At 39.2% G+C, this 17601-nt stretch carries 15 protein-coding genes; 3 read left to right on the forward strand and 12 right to left on the reverse strand.

Features of this window, described 5'->3' with window-relative positions; all coding sequences use genetic code 11:
- Positions 1–18: 18 nt before the first annotated feature.
- The 3 genes from fliE to J8L70_RS00875 all read right to left on the reverse strand — a co-directional run bounded on the left by fliE (position 19) and on the right by J8L70_RS00875 (position 3046).
- Positions 19–354: a flagellar hook-basal body complex protein FliE gene (gene fliE / locus J8L70_RS00865; RefSeq protein WP_211053586.1), complete on the reverse strand. Its 336-nt coding sequence runs from the start codon at positions 352–354 to the stop codon at positions 19–21.
- Positions 355–521: 167 nt separating this feature from the next.
- Positions 522–1937, reverse strand: a complete 1416-nt coding sequence (locus tag J8L70_RS00870) for a sigma-54 dependent transcriptional regulator (RefSeq protein WP_211053587.1) — start codon at positions 1935–1937, stop codon at positions 522–524.
- Positions 1934–3046, reverse strand: coding sequence for an ATP-binding protein (locus tag J8L70_RS00875; RefSeq protein ID WP_211053588.1), 1113 nt, complete (start codon positions 3044–3046; stop codon positions 1934–1936). The genes J8L70_RS00870 and J8L70_RS00875 overlap by 4 nt, the downstream gene beginning before the upstream one ends.
- A gap of 129 nt (positions 3047–3175) precedes the next feature.
- Here J8L70_RS00875 and J8L70_RS00880 point away from each other — a divergent pair, with 129 nt between their 5' ends.
- Positions 3176–3772 (forward strand): DNA-3-methyladenine glycosylase I, encoded by a 597-nt coding sequence (locus tag J8L70_RS00880; protein WP_211053589.1) that lies wholly within the window; start codon positions 3176–3178, stop codon positions 3770–3772.
- A 23-nt stretch (positions 3773–3795) separates the two neighbouring features.
- Here the strand turns inward: J8L70_RS00880 and J8L70_RS00885 are convergent, their stop codons facing one another.
- The gene (locus J8L70_RS00885; protein WP_211053590.1) at positions 3796–5229 is read right to left on the reverse strand and encodes a sigma-54-dependent Fis family transcriptional regulator; all 1434 of its coding nucleotides are present in this window, start codon (positions 5227–5229) and stop codon (positions 3796–3798) included.
- 352 nt (positions 5230–5581) lie between these two features.
- On the opposite strand from J8L70_RS00885, the gene fliS reads away from it, so the two are divergent.
- On the forward strand, positions 5582–5986 hold the full coding sequence (gene fliS / locus J8L70_RS00890; protein ID WP_211053591.1) for a flagellar export chaperone FliS: 405 nt from the start codon (positions 5582–5584) through the stop codon (positions 5984–5986).
- Position 5987: 1 nt separating this feature from the next.
- Entirely contained in the window at positions 5988–6287 is a 300-nt protein-coding gene (locus tag J8L70_RS00895; protein WP_211053592.1) for a hypothetical protein, read from the forward strand.
- Between the two features lie 112 nt (positions 6288–6399).
- Here J8L70_RS00895 and fliD read toward each other — a convergent pair whose 3' ends face one another.
- The 8 genes from fliD to J8L70_RS00935 form a co-directional block, all read right to left on the reverse strand.
- Complete coding sequence (fliD, locus tag J8L70_RS00900) at positions 6400–7803, reverse strand: flagellar filament capping protein FliD (protein WP_211053593.1); 1404 nt, start codon at positions 7801–7803, stop codon at positions 6400–6402.
- 99 nt (positions 7804–7902) lie between these two features.
- Positions 7903–8319, reverse strand: coding sequence for a flagellar protein FlaG (locus tag J8L70_RS00905; protein WP_247664640.1), 417 nt, complete (start codon positions 8317–8319; stop codon positions 7903–7905).
- A 131-nt stretch (positions 8320–8450) separates the two neighbouring features.
- Entirely contained in the window at positions 8451–9977 is a 1527-nt protein-coding gene (locus J8L70_RS16105) for a flagellin (protein ID WP_348772121.1), read from the reverse strand.
- Positions 9978–10210: 233 nt separating this feature from the next.
- Complete coding sequence (locus tag J8L70_RS00915) at positions 10211–11683, reverse strand: flagellin (protein WP_211053595.1); 1473 nt, start codon at positions 11681–11683, stop codon at positions 10211–10213.
- Positions 11684–12115: 432 nt separating this feature from the next.
- Positions 12116–13369 carry a flagellar hook-associated protein FlgL gene (flgL, locus tag J8L70_RS00920; protein ID WP_211053596.1) on the reverse strand — a complete coding sequence of 418 codons (1254 nt, stop codon included), beginning with the start codon at positions 13367–13369 and terminating at the stop codon, positions 12116–12118.
- Between the two features lie 2 nt (positions 13370–13371).
- The gene (gene flgK, locus J8L70_RS00925; RefSeq protein WP_211053597.1) at positions 13372–15375 is read right to left on the reverse strand and encodes a flagellar hook-associated protein FlgK; all 2004 of its coding nucleotides are present in this window, start codon (positions 15373–15375) and stop codon (positions 13372–13374) included.
- 1 nt (position 15376) lies between these two features.
- A complete protein-coding gene (gene flgJ, locus J8L70_RS00930; protein ID WP_211053598.1) occupies positions 15377–16375 on the reverse strand; it encodes a flagellar assembly peptidoglycan hydrolase FlgJ in 999 nt (332 codons plus the stop codon).
- A 127-nt stretch (positions 16376–16502) separates the two neighbouring features.
- Positions 16503–17597 (reverse strand): flagellar basal body P-ring protein FlgI, encoded by a 1095-nt coding sequence (locus tag J8L70_RS00935; RefSeq protein ID WP_211053599.1) that lies wholly within the window; start codon positions 17595–17597, stop codon positions 16503–16505.
- Between the last annotated feature and the right edge of the window lie 4 nt (positions 17598–17601).

Below are 17601 nucleotides of genomic sequence, written 5' to 3' on the forward strand. Positions count from 1 at the left end.
TTATTCTCCACTACCTAATTAAACAGGCATATTCATGATTTCTTGATACGCTTCTACAAGTTTATTTCTAACCTGTACGGTCGCCTCAAAAGCAACAGACGATTTTTGCGAAGCTATCATTGCATCAGATAATGAAACACTGCGATCACCCATTTCAACCGCGGTTATTTTATTACCTGCATCTTGTTGCAAGCCATGTACAGTATCAATTGCATTAGTGAGTAAATCACCAAATTGAGTGCTCGAAGTTGGTTGAGTCTGTGTAATAGGCAAATTATTTGCTTGATTACTACGTCCAGCTTCTAAAGCCATTGACTGCATTTCTTGAAATAAAGCACTGTTTTGAATTTTCATAATGTTCTCTGACACGACAATAAAGTATTACAGTAGATAAAGCATTTATCGTGCCAAAATAAAAGCGTTACAAACCAGTGGCTTATAACTTTATTTTGCAGAATGGAGTTTGTCAGAGTTTTGACAACCCTTGCTTTATTTTACAAGGGTTGTTTTAAGGCAGCTATTTATGCCGGAAGGGAAATACCTAAGTCTCGCATTTGAGCAAGCTTATAACGTAGTGTTCGAGGACTAATGCCTAATGTTTCTGCTACATCTTTGCGCTTACCTTGGCATCGAGTTAATGTCTCTAAAATAATGCGATGTTCTTTATCCTTAAGCTCATCTTTATAATTAATCGTTTCAGCTGCAACGTTCTCGTCACTATTTAACTTTGCTATAGGCGGCGACACTTCATTATAAGCGTGTGCAGTAATCGAGGTGTTTTCGCACGTATCATGAATCGCAGAGTGAACTGGCATCATGTTTTCAATAAAAATATCCGACTCATTAATAACAGTCCCACTGCGTAAAATGAGTGCACGCTGGATCACATTATCTAATTCACGCACATTACCTGGCCACGCATGCGATAATAATTTTTTCACCGCAGCTTCACTTAATGTGACTAAAGGCTCTTTAGTTTTTGTTAAATGTCTTTGAATCAAATGCATTGCCAACACATTTATATCACCTGGACGCTCAGATAATGGGCGCCACATTAATGGAAATACATTGAGTCGATAATATAAATCTTCACGAAACTGATGTTCTGCCACCGCATCTTTTAAATCACGGTTACTTGTTGCCAGTACTCGTACATCAAGTTGAATCGTTTTTCTTCCACCTAAGCGCTCAACCTCTCGTTCTTGTAGCACTCGTAATAACTTAGCCTGTAAACTCAACTCCATTTCAGTGATTTCATCGAGTAAAATAGTACCGCCCTGTGCTTGCTCAAACTTACCAGGACATGCTTGAATAGCCCCTGTAAATGCGCCTTTTTCATAACCAAATAACGTCGCTTCGAGCATATTTTCAGGAATTGCAGCACAGTTAATAGCCACAAAAGGTTCATTACTGCGTGATGACTTGTCGTGAATATAACGTGCTAACACCTCTTTGCCCGAGCCGCTAGGCCCTAATACCATAACACTGGCATCTGACTTAGCAACTTTACTTGCCAACTCTAATAATTGAATACTACTAGGATCAGCAACAATAGGCCCATCGGTTTCTTTAGGCTTTTCAGGTAAGTAACGACTTACCATATTAAGTAAAACCTCTGGCGCAAAAGGCTTTGCCATATAATCAATTGCACCTAAACGCATAGCTTCCACCGCATCATCAATCGTCGCGTATGCTGTCATCATTAATACTGGGAGCTTAGGATAATTAAGCTTTATACTGCGTAGTAAATCTAAACCACTCATACTCGCCATTTGCACATCACTCACCACCAATGAAAATTCTTGGCGCTTAAGTAAAATCATCGCTTGCTCTGCACTATCGGCTGCCACACAAGCAATATCTGACATTTCCAACGTATCGATTAATGCTTCACGAAGCCCTGCATCATCTTCAACAACTAAAATGGTATTACTCATGCTATACCTCCAGATTGAGTCGTATTACAAATAGGCAACAATAAACTAAAGCAGGCACCACCTTGTTGTGTATTTGTCACCTCTACTCGCCCTTGATGTGCATTCGCAACAGAGCTTACAACAGCAAGCCCTAACCCTGTCCCTTGGCTTTTGGTTGTATAAAAAGGTTCGAATAACTTATCTGCTTGCGCTAAATCAATACCAGGGCCATTATCAATAACATTAATTTTAATCATATTATTGTCATGACTATCGCGCACTGCACTTAAATGTATTTTCGCATCACTACCAATTACTTGAATACTATTGTGAATTAAATTTTGAATCGCACTGGCCAGTGCAACTTTATTGCCCGTAATTTGAATATCAGGCTCAGGCACTAATAACGCTAATTCGCTTTTATTAAGTTCAACCATCGCATCTGCGCCTAGCTTTACTTCAGTTAATAATTGTTGAATCGAAACTTGCTCAACAACGTGCTGATCACCACTTTTGGCAAATAACAACATATCGTTCACTTGCGTTTCTAAATCTTGTAAACGAGACATAAGCTTAGTATGGAATTTTCCGCGAGAGGCTTCAGGAAGTCGCTTCGATCCTAAATTTGCAGCATAAAGCATCGCCGCCGATAACGGGGTACGTACTTGATGTGCCAATGAGGCCACCATTTTGCCAAGCGCACTTAAACGCTGCATATGGGCCACACGTTTTTGTAAACGCCTCGTTTCGGTTAAGTCGGTCATTAAAATAAGCTGACCAGGGTCTGGCGCTAAAGCGGTTATTTCTAACTTTATTAAGCGGCCATCTTTAAGTGACACTTCATGGCCATCATCTTGATGAGGACGAAATGAGCGTTGAATTATATTAAGCCAACGCTCACCTTCTAAAGGCTCGCCAAGCATATCAATCGCATTATTATTTGCTTTAGCTATCATGCCACGGCCATCAAGCACAATAACACCTGCCGGCATCGTATCTACCAAACGCCCAAGCCAACTAGCTTGTTGACGCAGCCCATTTAATTCCCCCACATACTCCTCTTGAAGTAAACATGGGTTATACTGATTGGTAGTAACAAATTGTGGTTTTAATACACTTGCAAGTGCCATAATAAAATCTCATTTAAATAATACATGAGATTAAATGCACAAAACGTACCAAAAATTAATAGCTAATAATCAAAAGCTTACAACAAATTTTCCCTGTCGAAAAAATGACACCAATACAAAAGGCATTTTATGAAAAGTAAAATAGTTAAACGTTGTCCTTGGCTTGATGAAACCAAACCAGACTATGTAACATACCACGATGAAGAATGGGGAGTACCTGTGTATGACGATCAAACACTGTTTGAATTTATTACCTTAGAGTCAGCACAAGCAGGACTGAGCTGGTATACCATTTTAAAAAAACGAGCAGGATACCGTGAGGCATTTTATCAGTTTGATGTAAACCAAGTCGCATCGATGGATGAGCACGATATCGAGCGCCTAATGAATTTTGAGGGGATTGTTCGCAACCGCTTAAAAATTGCAGCCACCATCAATAATGCTAAACGGTTTATAGAGATACAAAAAGAGTTTGGTAGCTTTTCAAATTATCAATGGCAGTTTGTTGGCGGTCAGCCTATTGTTAGTAATTTAAATAATAAACAAGACTACCCTGCAATTACAGAGGCATCGACTGCGTTTGCAAAAGATCTAAAAAAACGTGGCTTTAAATTTTTAGGCCCAACCACCGTCTATGCACATATGCAGGCGTGTGGCATGGTAAACGATCACAGTAACGACTGTTTTAGAAAGGCAGAAATAATTAACACCTACATTAAAGAATAACACTCAAAACAATTATCAAATATTTAGTCTTTTGATAAATTATATTTTTTCATTTTTTCTACTAATGTCGTTCTACGTACCCCAAGTACTTCTGCTGCGCGAGCAACAACGTAATCAAATCGCTCTAACGCTTGGGTTATTAAATTAATTTCAAGCTCAGCTAAATATTCTTTTAGCTTAATACCGTCATCGGGTAAAATACTCGTATCTGTAGCCGTCGTGTCTATCTCAGGCTCATCATAGTCACTAAAACCGGTGCTAAAAATATCATTAAATGCATCGCGCTCTAGTAATTCCTCTGGGTATTGAGGTTCATATGCATCAACTTCAATATATCGATATTTATCGGGTAAATCGGGAACGTCGACCACCTTATCTGGAAACATAATCACCATACGCTCAACTAGGTTAGCCAGTTCACGAATATTACCAGGCCAAGTGTGCTCTTTTAAACTTTCAACCGCTCGCTCTGTAAATTTAGCAACCGTTCCGCTTTGCTCATTAACTCGACGCATTAATTCTTTTAACAACAATGGAATATCATCAGCACGTGCACTCAGTGACGGATTTTCGATAGGGAATACATTCAACCGATAGTATAAATCTTCCCTAAAACTCCCCTCTTCAATCATGTGCTCTAAATTACGATGCGTTGCCGCAATAACCCTTACATTAGCTTGTATTGCTTTATTACCACCTACACGCTCATAACTGCGTTCTTGCAATACACGTAACAGCTTAACTTGCATTTGCAACGGCATATCACCAATTTCATCTAAAAATAAAGTGCCTTCTTGGGCTAATTCAAAGCGCCCTTTACGTGCAGAAATTGCCCCCGTAAAAGCCCCTTTTTCATGGCCAAATAATTCACTTTCGAGTAATTCAGCAGGGATAGCGCCACAGTTTACCGGTACAAATGGACCTTTATTTCGTTTAGACAATAAATGAACATTTCGAGCAACCACCTCTTTACCCGTACCCGACTCACCTAAAATTAACACATTGGCATCGGTTTTAGACACTTGCTCAATTAAAAATCGAACGCCTTTAACCGCTTCAGTTTCACCGACTAACCCATCAAAGACTTTATGTGGCTTAGTGTGTTTGTGCTCATGAGGTAGCATTCGTTGATATTGTTGGCAATCATGTAATAGCTGTGTGGTTACTTCATGATTAAATGGCTCACAAATCAAACCCACCACATTAGCAACGGCCAGCAAAGGTTTAAGTGTTTCGCCAATTAATAAAAAAGGGATCGTAGGATTTTGTTTTATCACTTGTTCGTGATCAAGTTGCTGAAGTGCGCCTAAAATTACAATACATTCTTGAGCTTGATTGTTAACACACTCATCAATTAATTGAGTTTCATTAATTTGTAGTGTTGTTTCACCTATAAAATTTAACGCCGCGCACAATCCAAGTGAGCGATTATTATTATTATCTAAAATCAAAACCATGAGCAGCTAGCCAAAATGTAATAAATGTAATTATTTAGTTAAATTGTAAGCGACTGTTCCCAAGATGCAAGTAATAGTGGCATTTTTTTGACATTCACGCCAAAAAACAGACACCTTATTTAAATTAATAATAATAATTTATTAATTTAAATAAAATATAAAACCCTCATTTAATAAATTTTAAGCAAAAGCTATAAATTCCCCCTCTACATCAACTAAACTATGGTTACCAAATATATGTGTATTGTAATGCTATAAAAAACTAAAGATTAAAGTGGTTCAGCCGATATATTACTGGCATTAATTTTGCTTTCAATACACATTGTTTATTATAAATTTAGGGTTTCCTTTTATGTCACACATATCATTAAAAAAATACAGTCAAGTTCGCGTTAGTAGCATTAATGAAATGTCATCTTATGATCAAATAAGTCTTATTTTTAATAATATTATAGGTCGATTAGCTGCAACAAAAGGGTTTATAGAGCGTAAAGAAATTGCCAAAAAAGGGGAAAATATATCAGCATGTATTTTACTGCTTGGCGCGCTGCAAGATGCATTAAACTTTGACGCGCAAGAAGCAAAAAATATTTCTGATAATTTATATTCGTTATACGAATATTGCCAGCGTAAATTAACCCAAGCCAACCTCAATAATGATATTGAGTGTATTAATGAAGTATCGAATATAATAAAAGAAATAAAAGAAGGCTGGGCAAGCATCCCTGTAGCTGAGCGTCAAGCTAACGAGCTTTAATATGACGCAGTTATGGGAGCATAAAGTACACGATTTACTCACTAAAATTGAAATAAACGTGAATGATAGTACAACTGACTTACAAGCAGAAGCTGTGTTGTTACACGAAGCAATAATTGCGTGGTGCGAAAGTAAAACCCCACCATCAAGTAAAGCGTTATTATCGGTTCAAGAAAAGCTAAATAGCGTACTTAACATTGCCAATAGCGAAAAAAAAGACGCTTTTAATTCGCTGCGTAAGCACCAAAAGGGCAATAAAGCCATTTCAGCCTATAAAACCCACCGAGTAAACAAAACTTAAATAACTAAGTACTTAAATAACTAAGTACTTAGTTATTCTTTTACATAAAAAGTAAATAAAAAAGCCGCTAAGATTTAGCGGCTATCTATAAATTTTAATTACTTTATTTATATTAATTAGAATTTACCACTCCAGGCATATTCTCAAGTTGAGTTTGCACATAACTACTGGTTGAATTTAAACTTGCGACTAAAATATCCATTGCATTATATTGCGCATAAAGCCTAGCCGATAACGACTCCATTCTTGTTGTTAATGATTCTCGTTGTTCATCAATATCTTCAAGCTGTACTTCTTTAGTATCAATACGGTTTTGAATAATACCTTCATCGTCGGTGTAGTAACTTAAAAACTCATCAAAGGTATCGGCAAACCCTTCTTCATTGTCTTCAGTGCCAACAAAAAATTCTTGTACTAAATCGATATTTTCGTCTATTTGCTCATTTAATGTATCAGTATCTAAACTTAATACACCGTAACGGTCAGACGATACGCCAAGCTGCGATAACGTCATTGAACTACCGTCCGATAAACTCACCGAATCGGTAATGGTATTACGTAACTTCGACATCACCCCACGTAACATTGAATCGCCAGACATAACCCCAGCGGTACCATCGGTCGATGTCCCTAAGCTTTCACTTAGCTCTAATAGTTCATTATAACTGGCAACAAAGCTTGCTAAACCCGATTCAATATTACTGTTATTTTCATCCACACTTACATTACTAATATCGTCATCTTCATCATGAACTTTTTTAGCTGTAAGCGTTATACCATCAATCACACCATCAAATTCATTGGTAGCACTGCTTACCGTTAAAGTTCCATCAATAGTGATTGACGCATCTTCGGCGGCAATAAGCTCGGTTGAGTTTTGAATTCCCTCTGGGTCAAAAGCAAGTGCAGATAAACCCGAGGTATCGGTGTTGTCACCATCGGCATCTGCAACAGCAACCGTAATTTGATTTTCTAAGCCGCTATTTTTAGCCGACAACACTAAATGCTGCCCATCATCATCAGTGATAATCGTGGCATTTATACTGCTATTGTCACCACTATCATTGATTGCATCTCTAATATCTTCAAGTGTTGCATCATCGGCCACATCTATATCAAATGTATCATCGCCCGATGTAAGAGTAATCACCCCTTCTCCCACCGGCGTGTCGGCTTCAAATGCTTGAGAAAGTATTTTATGTTCGGCGGCAAGATTATTTACCTCTACCGAATACCCACCAGGTTGTGCATCTTCATCGGCCACTATTTGTATATAATCATCACTTCCAGAGGCGGTTCGTTGCTGATATTCCTCATCATCGCCAAGCAAAGCCATCGAGTCTTGCACTTTCTCAAGTGCCAGTTTTAGCGCTCCAGCTGCCGAAATATCGGTTGTTAAAGTGGTTTCGGTATTGGTTAAGCGTGATTCTGCAGGCGTTTGCTCTGCAGCCACTAAGGCATCAACAATATCGGCTACAGCAAGCCCTGAACCTATACCATTAAATGTAATCGTCATATTTTACCTCTACACATTAACAAACCAGCACAGTTATTATTTATCAAAAAATAAAAAGCACTCAATAATACAAATATACCGTACTTATGCCTATTTAAATTAAGCCATTTGATCGACTAATAACCCTGCGGTTTCAGACAATTTCGACACCACACTTAAAACTTCTTCAGATGGGTATTGTTTTATAACATCACCGGTACTTTTATCGAGTACTTTTATTACATCACGCCCAGAGTCTTCATCTACATGAAACTCTAAACTGTGATTCATTTCACCCATGAAATCCTGCAATTGTTGCGCCACTTTTTCAAGTTGCTCTCGCCCCATCCCTAAAGCAGCCTCTGCCTCATCATTTTTTGATGACTCAGTTGCATACTCATTACTTTTAGTATTGCTTTGAACTTCATCTACAGCGCGCTGGGTTAAAACAGTACCAGCAAGTTGCTGTTCATTCACATTACTTGCACTTTCGGTGCTAGTTAATGGTAATTCTGTTTTTAATGGAATTGTATTCATATCAAATCCTCAACGTATTATTATCGCAACTACAGATTAGTTTATCTAAATAATTAAAACCATAAAAGGAGATGAACAAAGCCATCTCCTTTTATAACACTAACACTGACCTTAACGTATTAGCTACACTATTAACCTAGTAAGCTTAATGCGGTTTGTGGTAACTGATTTGCTTGAGACAGAATCGATGTACCCGCTTGTTGTAAGATTTGGTTTTTCGTCATTTCAGCGGTTTCTGTTGCAAAGTCAGTATCTTGAATACGGCTACGCGATGCAGATACATTTTCTGAAATGTTAGCCAAGTTACTAATTGTATGGTCAAAACGGTTTTGCACCGCACCTAAACTAGCACGTTGTGAGTCAATAGTCGCAATCGCGTTATCAATAATGGCGATGGCATCTTGCGAGCCTTGTTGAGAAGAAATATCAACATCTTCTACATTTACCAGTCTACTTACTTCCTCTGTATTTGCAGCTGGGGCCAAAGTAGGGTCATCTGCTTCAACGGTAAATACCTCTGCAGAGTTTAGTTGTACAGCCCCTGTAATAGTAGTGTCATTATCAGTCGTCGATAACGTTGCTGCTGCACCGCCAGCATCTTCACCATCGTAAGTTTGACCCGTCAGTGTTATACCAACACTTGTAGTACTATCGCTCTCAGCTAGGTCAGTTAACTCAATATCTGCACCGGTATTATTTGAAATGGTAAGCTCGCCATTTTCAACGGTCGCGGTAACACCATGCTCATCTGTTTTAGCATTAATGGCTTCAGCCATTGCCTGCTTATCACCTTCTATGGTACCCGTGCCAACATATGAAATAGTTGATTCATCACCATCGGCTAAGCCTGCGCCATCTAATTTAAAACTAATTGTCTCATCTACGTCACTAACACCAGTAGCAGCAATATCAACTGTGGCTGCCGTTCTTGCTTGGGCTGTAACACCGGTAGAACTATTATAACTGTTTACCGAATTGGCAATATCTTCAGCGGTTGCATTTGCTGCAATAGATACTGTAGCCTCATCACGACCTGTAATAGTATAATCACCTGCGGCAACTCCATTTGCAGGCGCTGTAGCTCCGGCAGCAGCGACAGCTACCTGACCTAAACCCGCAGTGGCACCTTGAAGGTTTATTTGGTTAGAGCCAATGCTGTCTGCAGCAATACTTGAAAGTGATACATTAATCGTTTCGTTAGCGTTTGAACCCACTTGAAACGATTTTGAACCAAAGCTACCATCAAGTAATTGCTGACCACCAAAAGACGTGGTGTCTGAAATACGTGTTAATTCTACTTGTAATGCTGATACCTCTTTTTGCAGTGCTTCACGGTCTTCTGTTGAGTTTGAACCATTCGCTGATTGTAATGCAAGTTCACGCATACGTTGTAAAATACTGGTCGACTCATCCATTGCGCCTTCGGCTGTTTGCGCCATTGAAATACCGTTATTAGCATTACTTTGTGCTACTGTTAAACCATCGATTTGCGATGTTAAACGATTTGAAATTTGTAAGCCGGCCGCATCATCACTTGCACTGTTAATACGCATACCTGATGATAAACGCTCCATTGATGTTGCAAGTGCATCACCTGAAGAAGATAAGTTACGTTGTGCATTTAATGACGATACATTTGTATTTACTGAAATCATAATAAAACTCCTGATTACTTTCGTAATATTGCTGTTTAAGTTTAACCAAAAGCTGTCACAAATGTATGCTCAGCTCCTTACTGATTAAGTTAACGGCAAAAAACAGATTATCTTTAGGATTAAATTACAATAAAGTTAAATAAAAATATAAACCTTTGATTTTAAATAAAATAAAAAACAAAAAAAGCGCAATAAATGCGCTTTTCAATACCGTTTTTATTAATTTATTGGAGTAATTAACCACCTAGTAGTGTAATTGCCGCTTGTGGTACTTGGTTTGCTTGCGAGAGAATTGACGTGCCCGCTTGTTGTAAAATTTGATTTTTCGTCATTTCTGCGGTTTCTGTTGCAAAGTCGGTATCTTGAATACGACTACGCGAGGCCGACACGTTTTCTGAAATATTAGCCAGGTTACTAATTGTATGGCTAAAACGGTTTTGCACCGCACCTAAGCCGGCTCGTTGCGAGTCAATACTGGCTATCGCATTATCAATAATTGATAATGCTTCTTGTGAGCCTTGCTGATCTGACACATCAATAGACTCAACATTAGCAAGGGTACTAAACTCTGCATCTGTCGATGCAGCTAATGTAGGCTGTGCTGATGTTACACTAAAAACTTCGGCAGAATTAAGCTGCACCGTACCAGAAATAAGCACACTGCCATTTGCTACAACAGGTTCACTATAAGTACTCACTACGCCATCATACGATACCCCAGCTACATCTAAACTAATGGCGTTGGTAGTATTACTCTCAGTAACGTTTTCAATCACTAAATCGTCACCGGTGTTGTTCGAAATACTCAGTACACCATTTTCTATCGTGGCTGTTACGCCATGTTCATCGGTTTTTGCATTAATGGCTTCGGCCATCGCTTGTTTGTCGTTTTCGTCTGAGCCTGTACCCACAAAAGACACTTTCTCGCCGTTTAATTCAAAACTTATTGATTCACCGTCATCTGCGCTTGCTGTAAAATCAATCTGCGCTTCGGCACGGGCTTGGGCTGTTACACCCGTTGAACTTGAGTAGCTATTTATTGAGCTTGCAATCTCTTCTGCGGTAGCGCCTGCAGCAACAGCGACAGTGGCATCTTCACGACCCGATATTGCATATGTTCCAGTAGCAACACCAGATGTCGCTCCAGCTCTCGCCTCCCCCAAACCGTCAGTATCCCCTTGAAGGTTTACTTGATTTGAGCCAATTTTATCGGCTGCCACACTCGAAAGTGATACGTTAATTGTTTCGTTTGCATTAGCACCGACCTGAAACGCTTTACTACCGTAGCTACCATCCAGCAATTGTTGACCACCAAATGACGTGGTATCGGCAATACGTGTTAATTCAACTTGTAATGCTGATACTTCTTTTTGTAGTGCTTCACGGTCTTCAGTTGAGTTTGAACCATTCGCTGATTGTAATGCAAGCTCACGCATACGCTGCAAAATACTGGTTGACTCATCCATTGCGCCCTCTGCGGTTTGCGCCATAGAAATACCATCGTTAGCATTACGTTGAGCCACGGTTAAACCATTTATCTGCGACGTGAGTCGGTTTGAAATTTGTAAGCCTGCGGCATCATCTTTTGCGCTATTAATACGCATACCCGATGACAAACGCTCCATTGATGTTGCTAACGCTTCGCCAGATGACGATAAGTTACGTTGAGCGTTAAGTGACGACACATTAGTATTTACTGATATAGCCATTTTACCATCTCCTAGTATTAAACAAGGTGTGGCTCACATTGTTTATAGCAGAACCACGAATCAAAATATTACATTAGATAAAGCAGTTATTGTGCCAACTTTAAAATAAAACCTAAGGCACTGTTTTAATTAACATAAATATAAAATTTAATTTATAATTTACATTTTTAAAATACTGACAAATTTTTGCCACTTATTTAGTTGCCGCTTAACTGGCAATTTTCCGCCTGCGTTAATACTTAAAATGCATAATTAAAAGACTGTATTAAAAACAGTTATTATTCGCTAAGGTAAAACGGCGCGTTTTAGTCTAAACAGGGTAAATTATTAACTAAATTTATATGTGGTATTAGGGAGGGTTATACAGTGGCGGTTTTTAATTCATTGTCTTGTAAAAAAAGCACTTAATTTAAGTGCTTTAAAAGTAAAATATTATAGGTAATCAAATAGCGATAAACTTGATAGCCGGCCAAACGTTGCTTGGGCTGCCTGCAAGGCTGTTTCTTGTTTAGTGAGTTCACTAATCGCTTCGGCCATGTCCACTTCAACTAAACTTGCTTTGTTTGCTTGGTTATTGATATCAAGAGCTAGATTGGTGTCTTCAATCCTATCAACAACATTCATGCGCCCACCTAAAGAGGCCTGAGTAAAAACAACTTGTTCGCTCGCACTTTGCAATTGCACAATAGCATCAGATAACACTTCTTGGCGCTCAACATCGGTTAATGATCCATCATATAACCCAGAAATAAGCGATTGCATTGTATTTAATACATTTTCTTTAGTTGGCTGTGCAAGCTCAAAATCTAATTGGCCTGGCACATCGCCTTCTACGGTAATGCTTAACCCTGCATATTCTATATTTTCGCCGTCAAACTCACCACTAACAGCAGGGCTTAACGACACACCATCTCGCAATACTTCGTATTGTGGCAGATCATCGGCAGTTGCACCTGCTGTCATTACGATGCTATATGTGTTTGCCGTTGCTGATGCACTTGGATCGTTGTTGTAATTTTCTTCATGAAATGAATCAAATGTTCCTTGCTCATCAACATACACGGTTGCCGAGGTAGTACTACCCGATACAGCCGCGTTGTTATTGCTAACATTTAATCGTGCATCGACTTTTTCAAATACATCAAAACCATTATCACTTGAGTCTATCTCGACCCCTTGTGCAATAATGATTGAGTGCTGTCCTTGATCGCCCTGATAATCGTATTCTTGCGTTAAGCTATTATAACTGTATGTTTGAGTCGTATCTTGATACCCCGAAAATATATATTTACCATCTTCAGATTGGGTATTCATTAAACTAAAAAGCGATTTTTGTAATTCAGAAAGCTCATCTGCAATTGAGTCTATATCATCTTGCGTATAAGCCCCGTTACCTGCTTGTAATGCCAAAACTTGGGCTTCTTGAATGGTGGTGTTTATTCCTTGCAGAATACTTTCTTCTGTTTCTAAACGACCACTGAGTAAATTAATATTTTTAGTATATTGCTCATTGGTTTCTATTTTATCATTATAGAGCATGGCTTGGGCTATTTCTGAAGGCGCTTCAGAAATTGATAAGTATTGTTGTCCGCTGGTGATTCGCTCTTGCGCATCAGCAACATCCACCTGGCCATCTAAAATACTGTTGATACTACCTTGATAAATTAAATTATTAGATAAACGCATAATTACCTCGCTGCACTGAGTAATGAGTCAAAAATAGTTTGAGATGTTGCTAATACTTGAGCTGACGCTGCATAAGATTGCTGAAAGCGAATTAAATTTGCTGCCTCTTCATCTAAGTTTACACCCGATAACGATTCATACCACGCCTCTGACTGCTCTGCTAGTGCAGTAAATGCAGTGCTATTAGTCTGTGCTTGGCTGGTAATAATACCAATATCTGTCACTAGATTTGTATAAGCCTGATTAAAACTATTGTGGTTATCAGCACTTGCTGAGCTCACCACATTTTGTCTTACTAAATCATCGTTTTGCAACTGAGCTAAAGCTAAGCCATTTCGATTATCATCAAAACCACCTTCATTAAACTCAATGGTGAACACGTCGCCTGTTTCAGCAGTCCCCTCTAAATCAAAATCAAAACCATAATCTGCAAAACTTCCCCCAGCTTGGCTTAAAATATTCTCAGCAGGAGGTGTAATTGTCACTGTTGTGCTATTTACACTATCAGAAATAGTATATTCATTATCATTCGCTGTTTTTGTAATCGTTATTTCACCGTTAGTCAGCCCCGTGGGTGAGGTTGTAAAACTGCCTGTGGTAACATCTGTTATTTGTGAAATAGTAATAGAGGCTTCACTTGTATTGTCTATACTGTTTAATCCTCTAATAGGTGAAGCCAGCGCAAGGTCACTGCCGTCATTAGTCGCAAGCGATATATTAGAGGCGGCAAACGAGTTTAGTTTTACCTGAAATTGATCACCAGCGGCCGCCGTTCCTGTCATTTCAAGTTCTAAACCAAAAGATTCTCCTGTGGTAATCGAATCTGAGTTTAATATTCCCGAGCTAATATCGGCAACAGACGGGTCTCCTAAAGGGTCACCATAATTATCAACGGGCTGTATTTCAACCGTTGTGGCGCTTGTGAAGGTAATTAAAAAATCACTGGCTGGAAGCTCACTTCCTTGCCCCGCTTCAAGCGTTGCCGTCATACTTGCACTACCCGTATTTGACTGATAAGGCAATGCATTGACGCTAGGAATGGTAAAAATATCTCCACCTAACTCACCATTTGCATCCATGCCTAGAGCGTTTTGGGTATTGAATGAATCAGCAAGCACTAATCCCATTTGACCAATTTGGTTTTGCGCGGGGACCAAAATTTCATCTCTAAATGCCAGTAACCCACCAATTTCACCTTTAATTTGCGTACTGTCTAATTGAAGGGGGACCGCTTTATTATTATCAACATCGAGATACAGCTCTTTAAAGTCCGGATCGGGGTCACCTTGTAATGAAAATAAATTAAAGGTCCCATTTTCCATCACTAATGACTCACCTGTTCCCATAAAAACTAACTTTTCGCCGCTGTCGGTTTCTAGGGTTTCAATATCAATTAATTCGGCTAATTCTCTTATGGCTAAATCACGCTCATTATAGGCCGAGCTTGCCCCGGCTTCATTGCTAGTGCCATCTACACCGGCAATGGTTTTATTAAGCTCACTAATATTCTGAATTAATGTATTTGCTTCTTCAGATAAAATTTCAAGCTGAGAATTAACGGTATCACTTTGTTCGTATACAATGGTTGATAACCTATCCATTTGATCAACTAAGCTTTCGGCATCACTCATCACTAACGAGCGAGTTACCGATGATGTTGGTTGATTAAGCGCTTCTTGAACGCTATTAAACATTGTATTGATACTGGTAGATAAGCTATTGGCATCTTGTGAAAATAGCGTGTCCACTCGACTGGCTTCTGTTAAAAATTGATCAAAATACGTTTTATTCGATGTATCTCTATTGAGTTGGTCTTGGGCAAAAGAGTTGAGTAAGCGATACGTATCTCCTTGACCAACCTGATTATCAACCGTTGTTGTATACTCGGTGCGCTCACGTACATAACCTTCGGTATTAACGTTGGCAATATTTTTACTTGCGGTTTCAAGTAGCTCTGTATTTGCCCTAACACCTGAACTGGCAATATTTAATAAACTAAATGACATACTATTGTGCTCCTGGGCGGATAATTGTTGCCGCTATATTTTTAAGCTCAGCACTATTTAATACACTTTTAATTTTATTAGCGTAATTAGGGTCGGTTGCATACCCAGCTTTTTGTAATTCGTCTAAAAACTGTTCTGGCTGATGTGTTGTTTGTAAAGCCTGCTCATAACGAGGGTTTTGGGTTAAAAAATCAACAAAATCATTTACGCTATCTTTTATCGATTCGTAAGCGCGAAAGCTGGCTTGTTTTTTTACTGCTGTGCCATTTTCAAATTCAACGGTGACTTTACTTGCCTTGTCACCTTCCCAGCGACTGTCTGATTTAATATTAAATAAATTATTTGAACTACTGCCATCGCTTTTATTAATAACATGTTTACCCCAACCGGTTTCAAGTGCGGCTTGAGCAACCATAACAGCTGGGTTTAAACCAATTTTTTGTGCAGCCTCTTTAGCATGCTCCCATACATGGCTAACAAACTCTTTAGTGGTATTAAATGAGCTTGTAACGTCACTTTGTTGGTTATCGCTGTTTGCTAACGAATCAACTGCCTCACGTTTGTTTTCTGCTGCCTCGTTAGTGTTATTGTTATTGTTATTAATCATTTGTGAGCTAGCGATATCGTTACCGGTTCTAAAAACCGAGGCTAATTGATATTTTTCGCCATCGGGAGAAAGTTGCTGTACGATTAAATCGGCCAATCCTAATGATCCATTTGATGAGAGCTCGGTCGACATTTGCTGATCGTGCATATCTTCAAAAAACTTTACCGAGCTTGAATTGAGTGGGTTGTCTTCATCTTCAAACGCTTCATTTGCTTGGCGCATACTTTTAAATAGCATTTGTGTAAATATTGATTCAAATTGTGCCGCCGCCTTTTTTAAAGCCGCTCTAGAGGCTTCGCTCGACGCGTCACCACTATTTAGCGCTTCACTACGTAAGTTATTTAGGTTGCTTAAATCAAAAAAGCTCTGATTTTCGAGGTGATTTGTTTCCATCGTTTTTTTGACACAAAATTATTAATAACAAAACAAATGCAATAACTAGGCCAATAAAAAATAAGGAGGAAGGTGAAAGTGTGGGACACTGCGCAATTAAGCTGTTTTTCCTAATTGCGCTAATAAATTAAATAACAACAAGCTGACCATTTATTGCGCCGGCTTCTTTTAATGCTTCAAGAATCGCCATTAAATCACCCGGGGCAGCCCCTACTTCATTAATTGCGCGTACTAAGTCGTCAAGGCTGATACCTGGGTTAAAAACAAAGGCGCGTGAGTCATCTTCATTCACATCAATAATACTTTGTTGTGTAACCGTTGTTTCACCTTCGGCTAAAGGCCCTGGTTGCGATACGTTTTGATTCTCAGCTATCGTTACTGTTAAACCACCATGGGTGATAGCCGCGGGTTGTAACTTAACGTTTTTACCAATAACAATCGTTCCTGTGCGAGAGTTAACTATAATTTTTGCCGCCATATCTGCCGGTTTAAATTCTAAGTTTTCTAACGTTGATAAATACGACACGCGCTGCGAAGGATCGCGTGGTGCAATTACGCGCACAGAGGTTGAGTCTAAAGCCTGTGCACTATTAGGCCCTATTAAATCGTTAATTGTGTTTTCTAAGCGTTTTGCGGTTGTAAAGTCTGGACGATTTAAATTAAAAGTAATGTAATCGCCTTGCATAAAGGGGCTTTTTACGGCTCTTTCAACGGTGGCACCATTAGGAATACGCCCAACGGTAGGTGTGTTCATTACAATACGGCTGCCATCAGCACCCTCGGCTCCTAAGCCTCCGACAATTAAGCTACCTTGGGCAATGGCGTATACATTACCATCGACCCCTTTTAAAAAGGTGCGTAATAAAGTGCCGCCGCGCAAACTATTTGCACTTCCGATAGAGGAGACGGTTATATCAATTGCCTGACCAGGCTTTCTAAAAGCTGGTAACTCTGCATGGACGGCCACTGCGGCTACATTTTTTATTTTCGGGCTAAGAGAAGAGTCTAAAGTAATACCAAAACTATTGAGCATCCCTTTAAAGCTTTGTTGGGTATATTTACTTTGCTCACCAGTCCCCGGTAAACCGATCACTAAACCATAACCAACCAGTTGGTTTGAACGTACCCCTTCAACCATTGAAATATCTTTAATACGCTCTGCAGCGGCAGTATTTTGCCAGATGATACAAAATACTATAAAAATGAGTTTTAGCTTATTCATTATA

This window comes from Pseudoalteromonas sp. MMG010, from assembly GCF_018100905.1.
GTDB lineage: Bacteria > Pseudomonadota > Gammaproteobacteria > Enterobacterales > Alteromonadaceae > Pseudoalteromonas.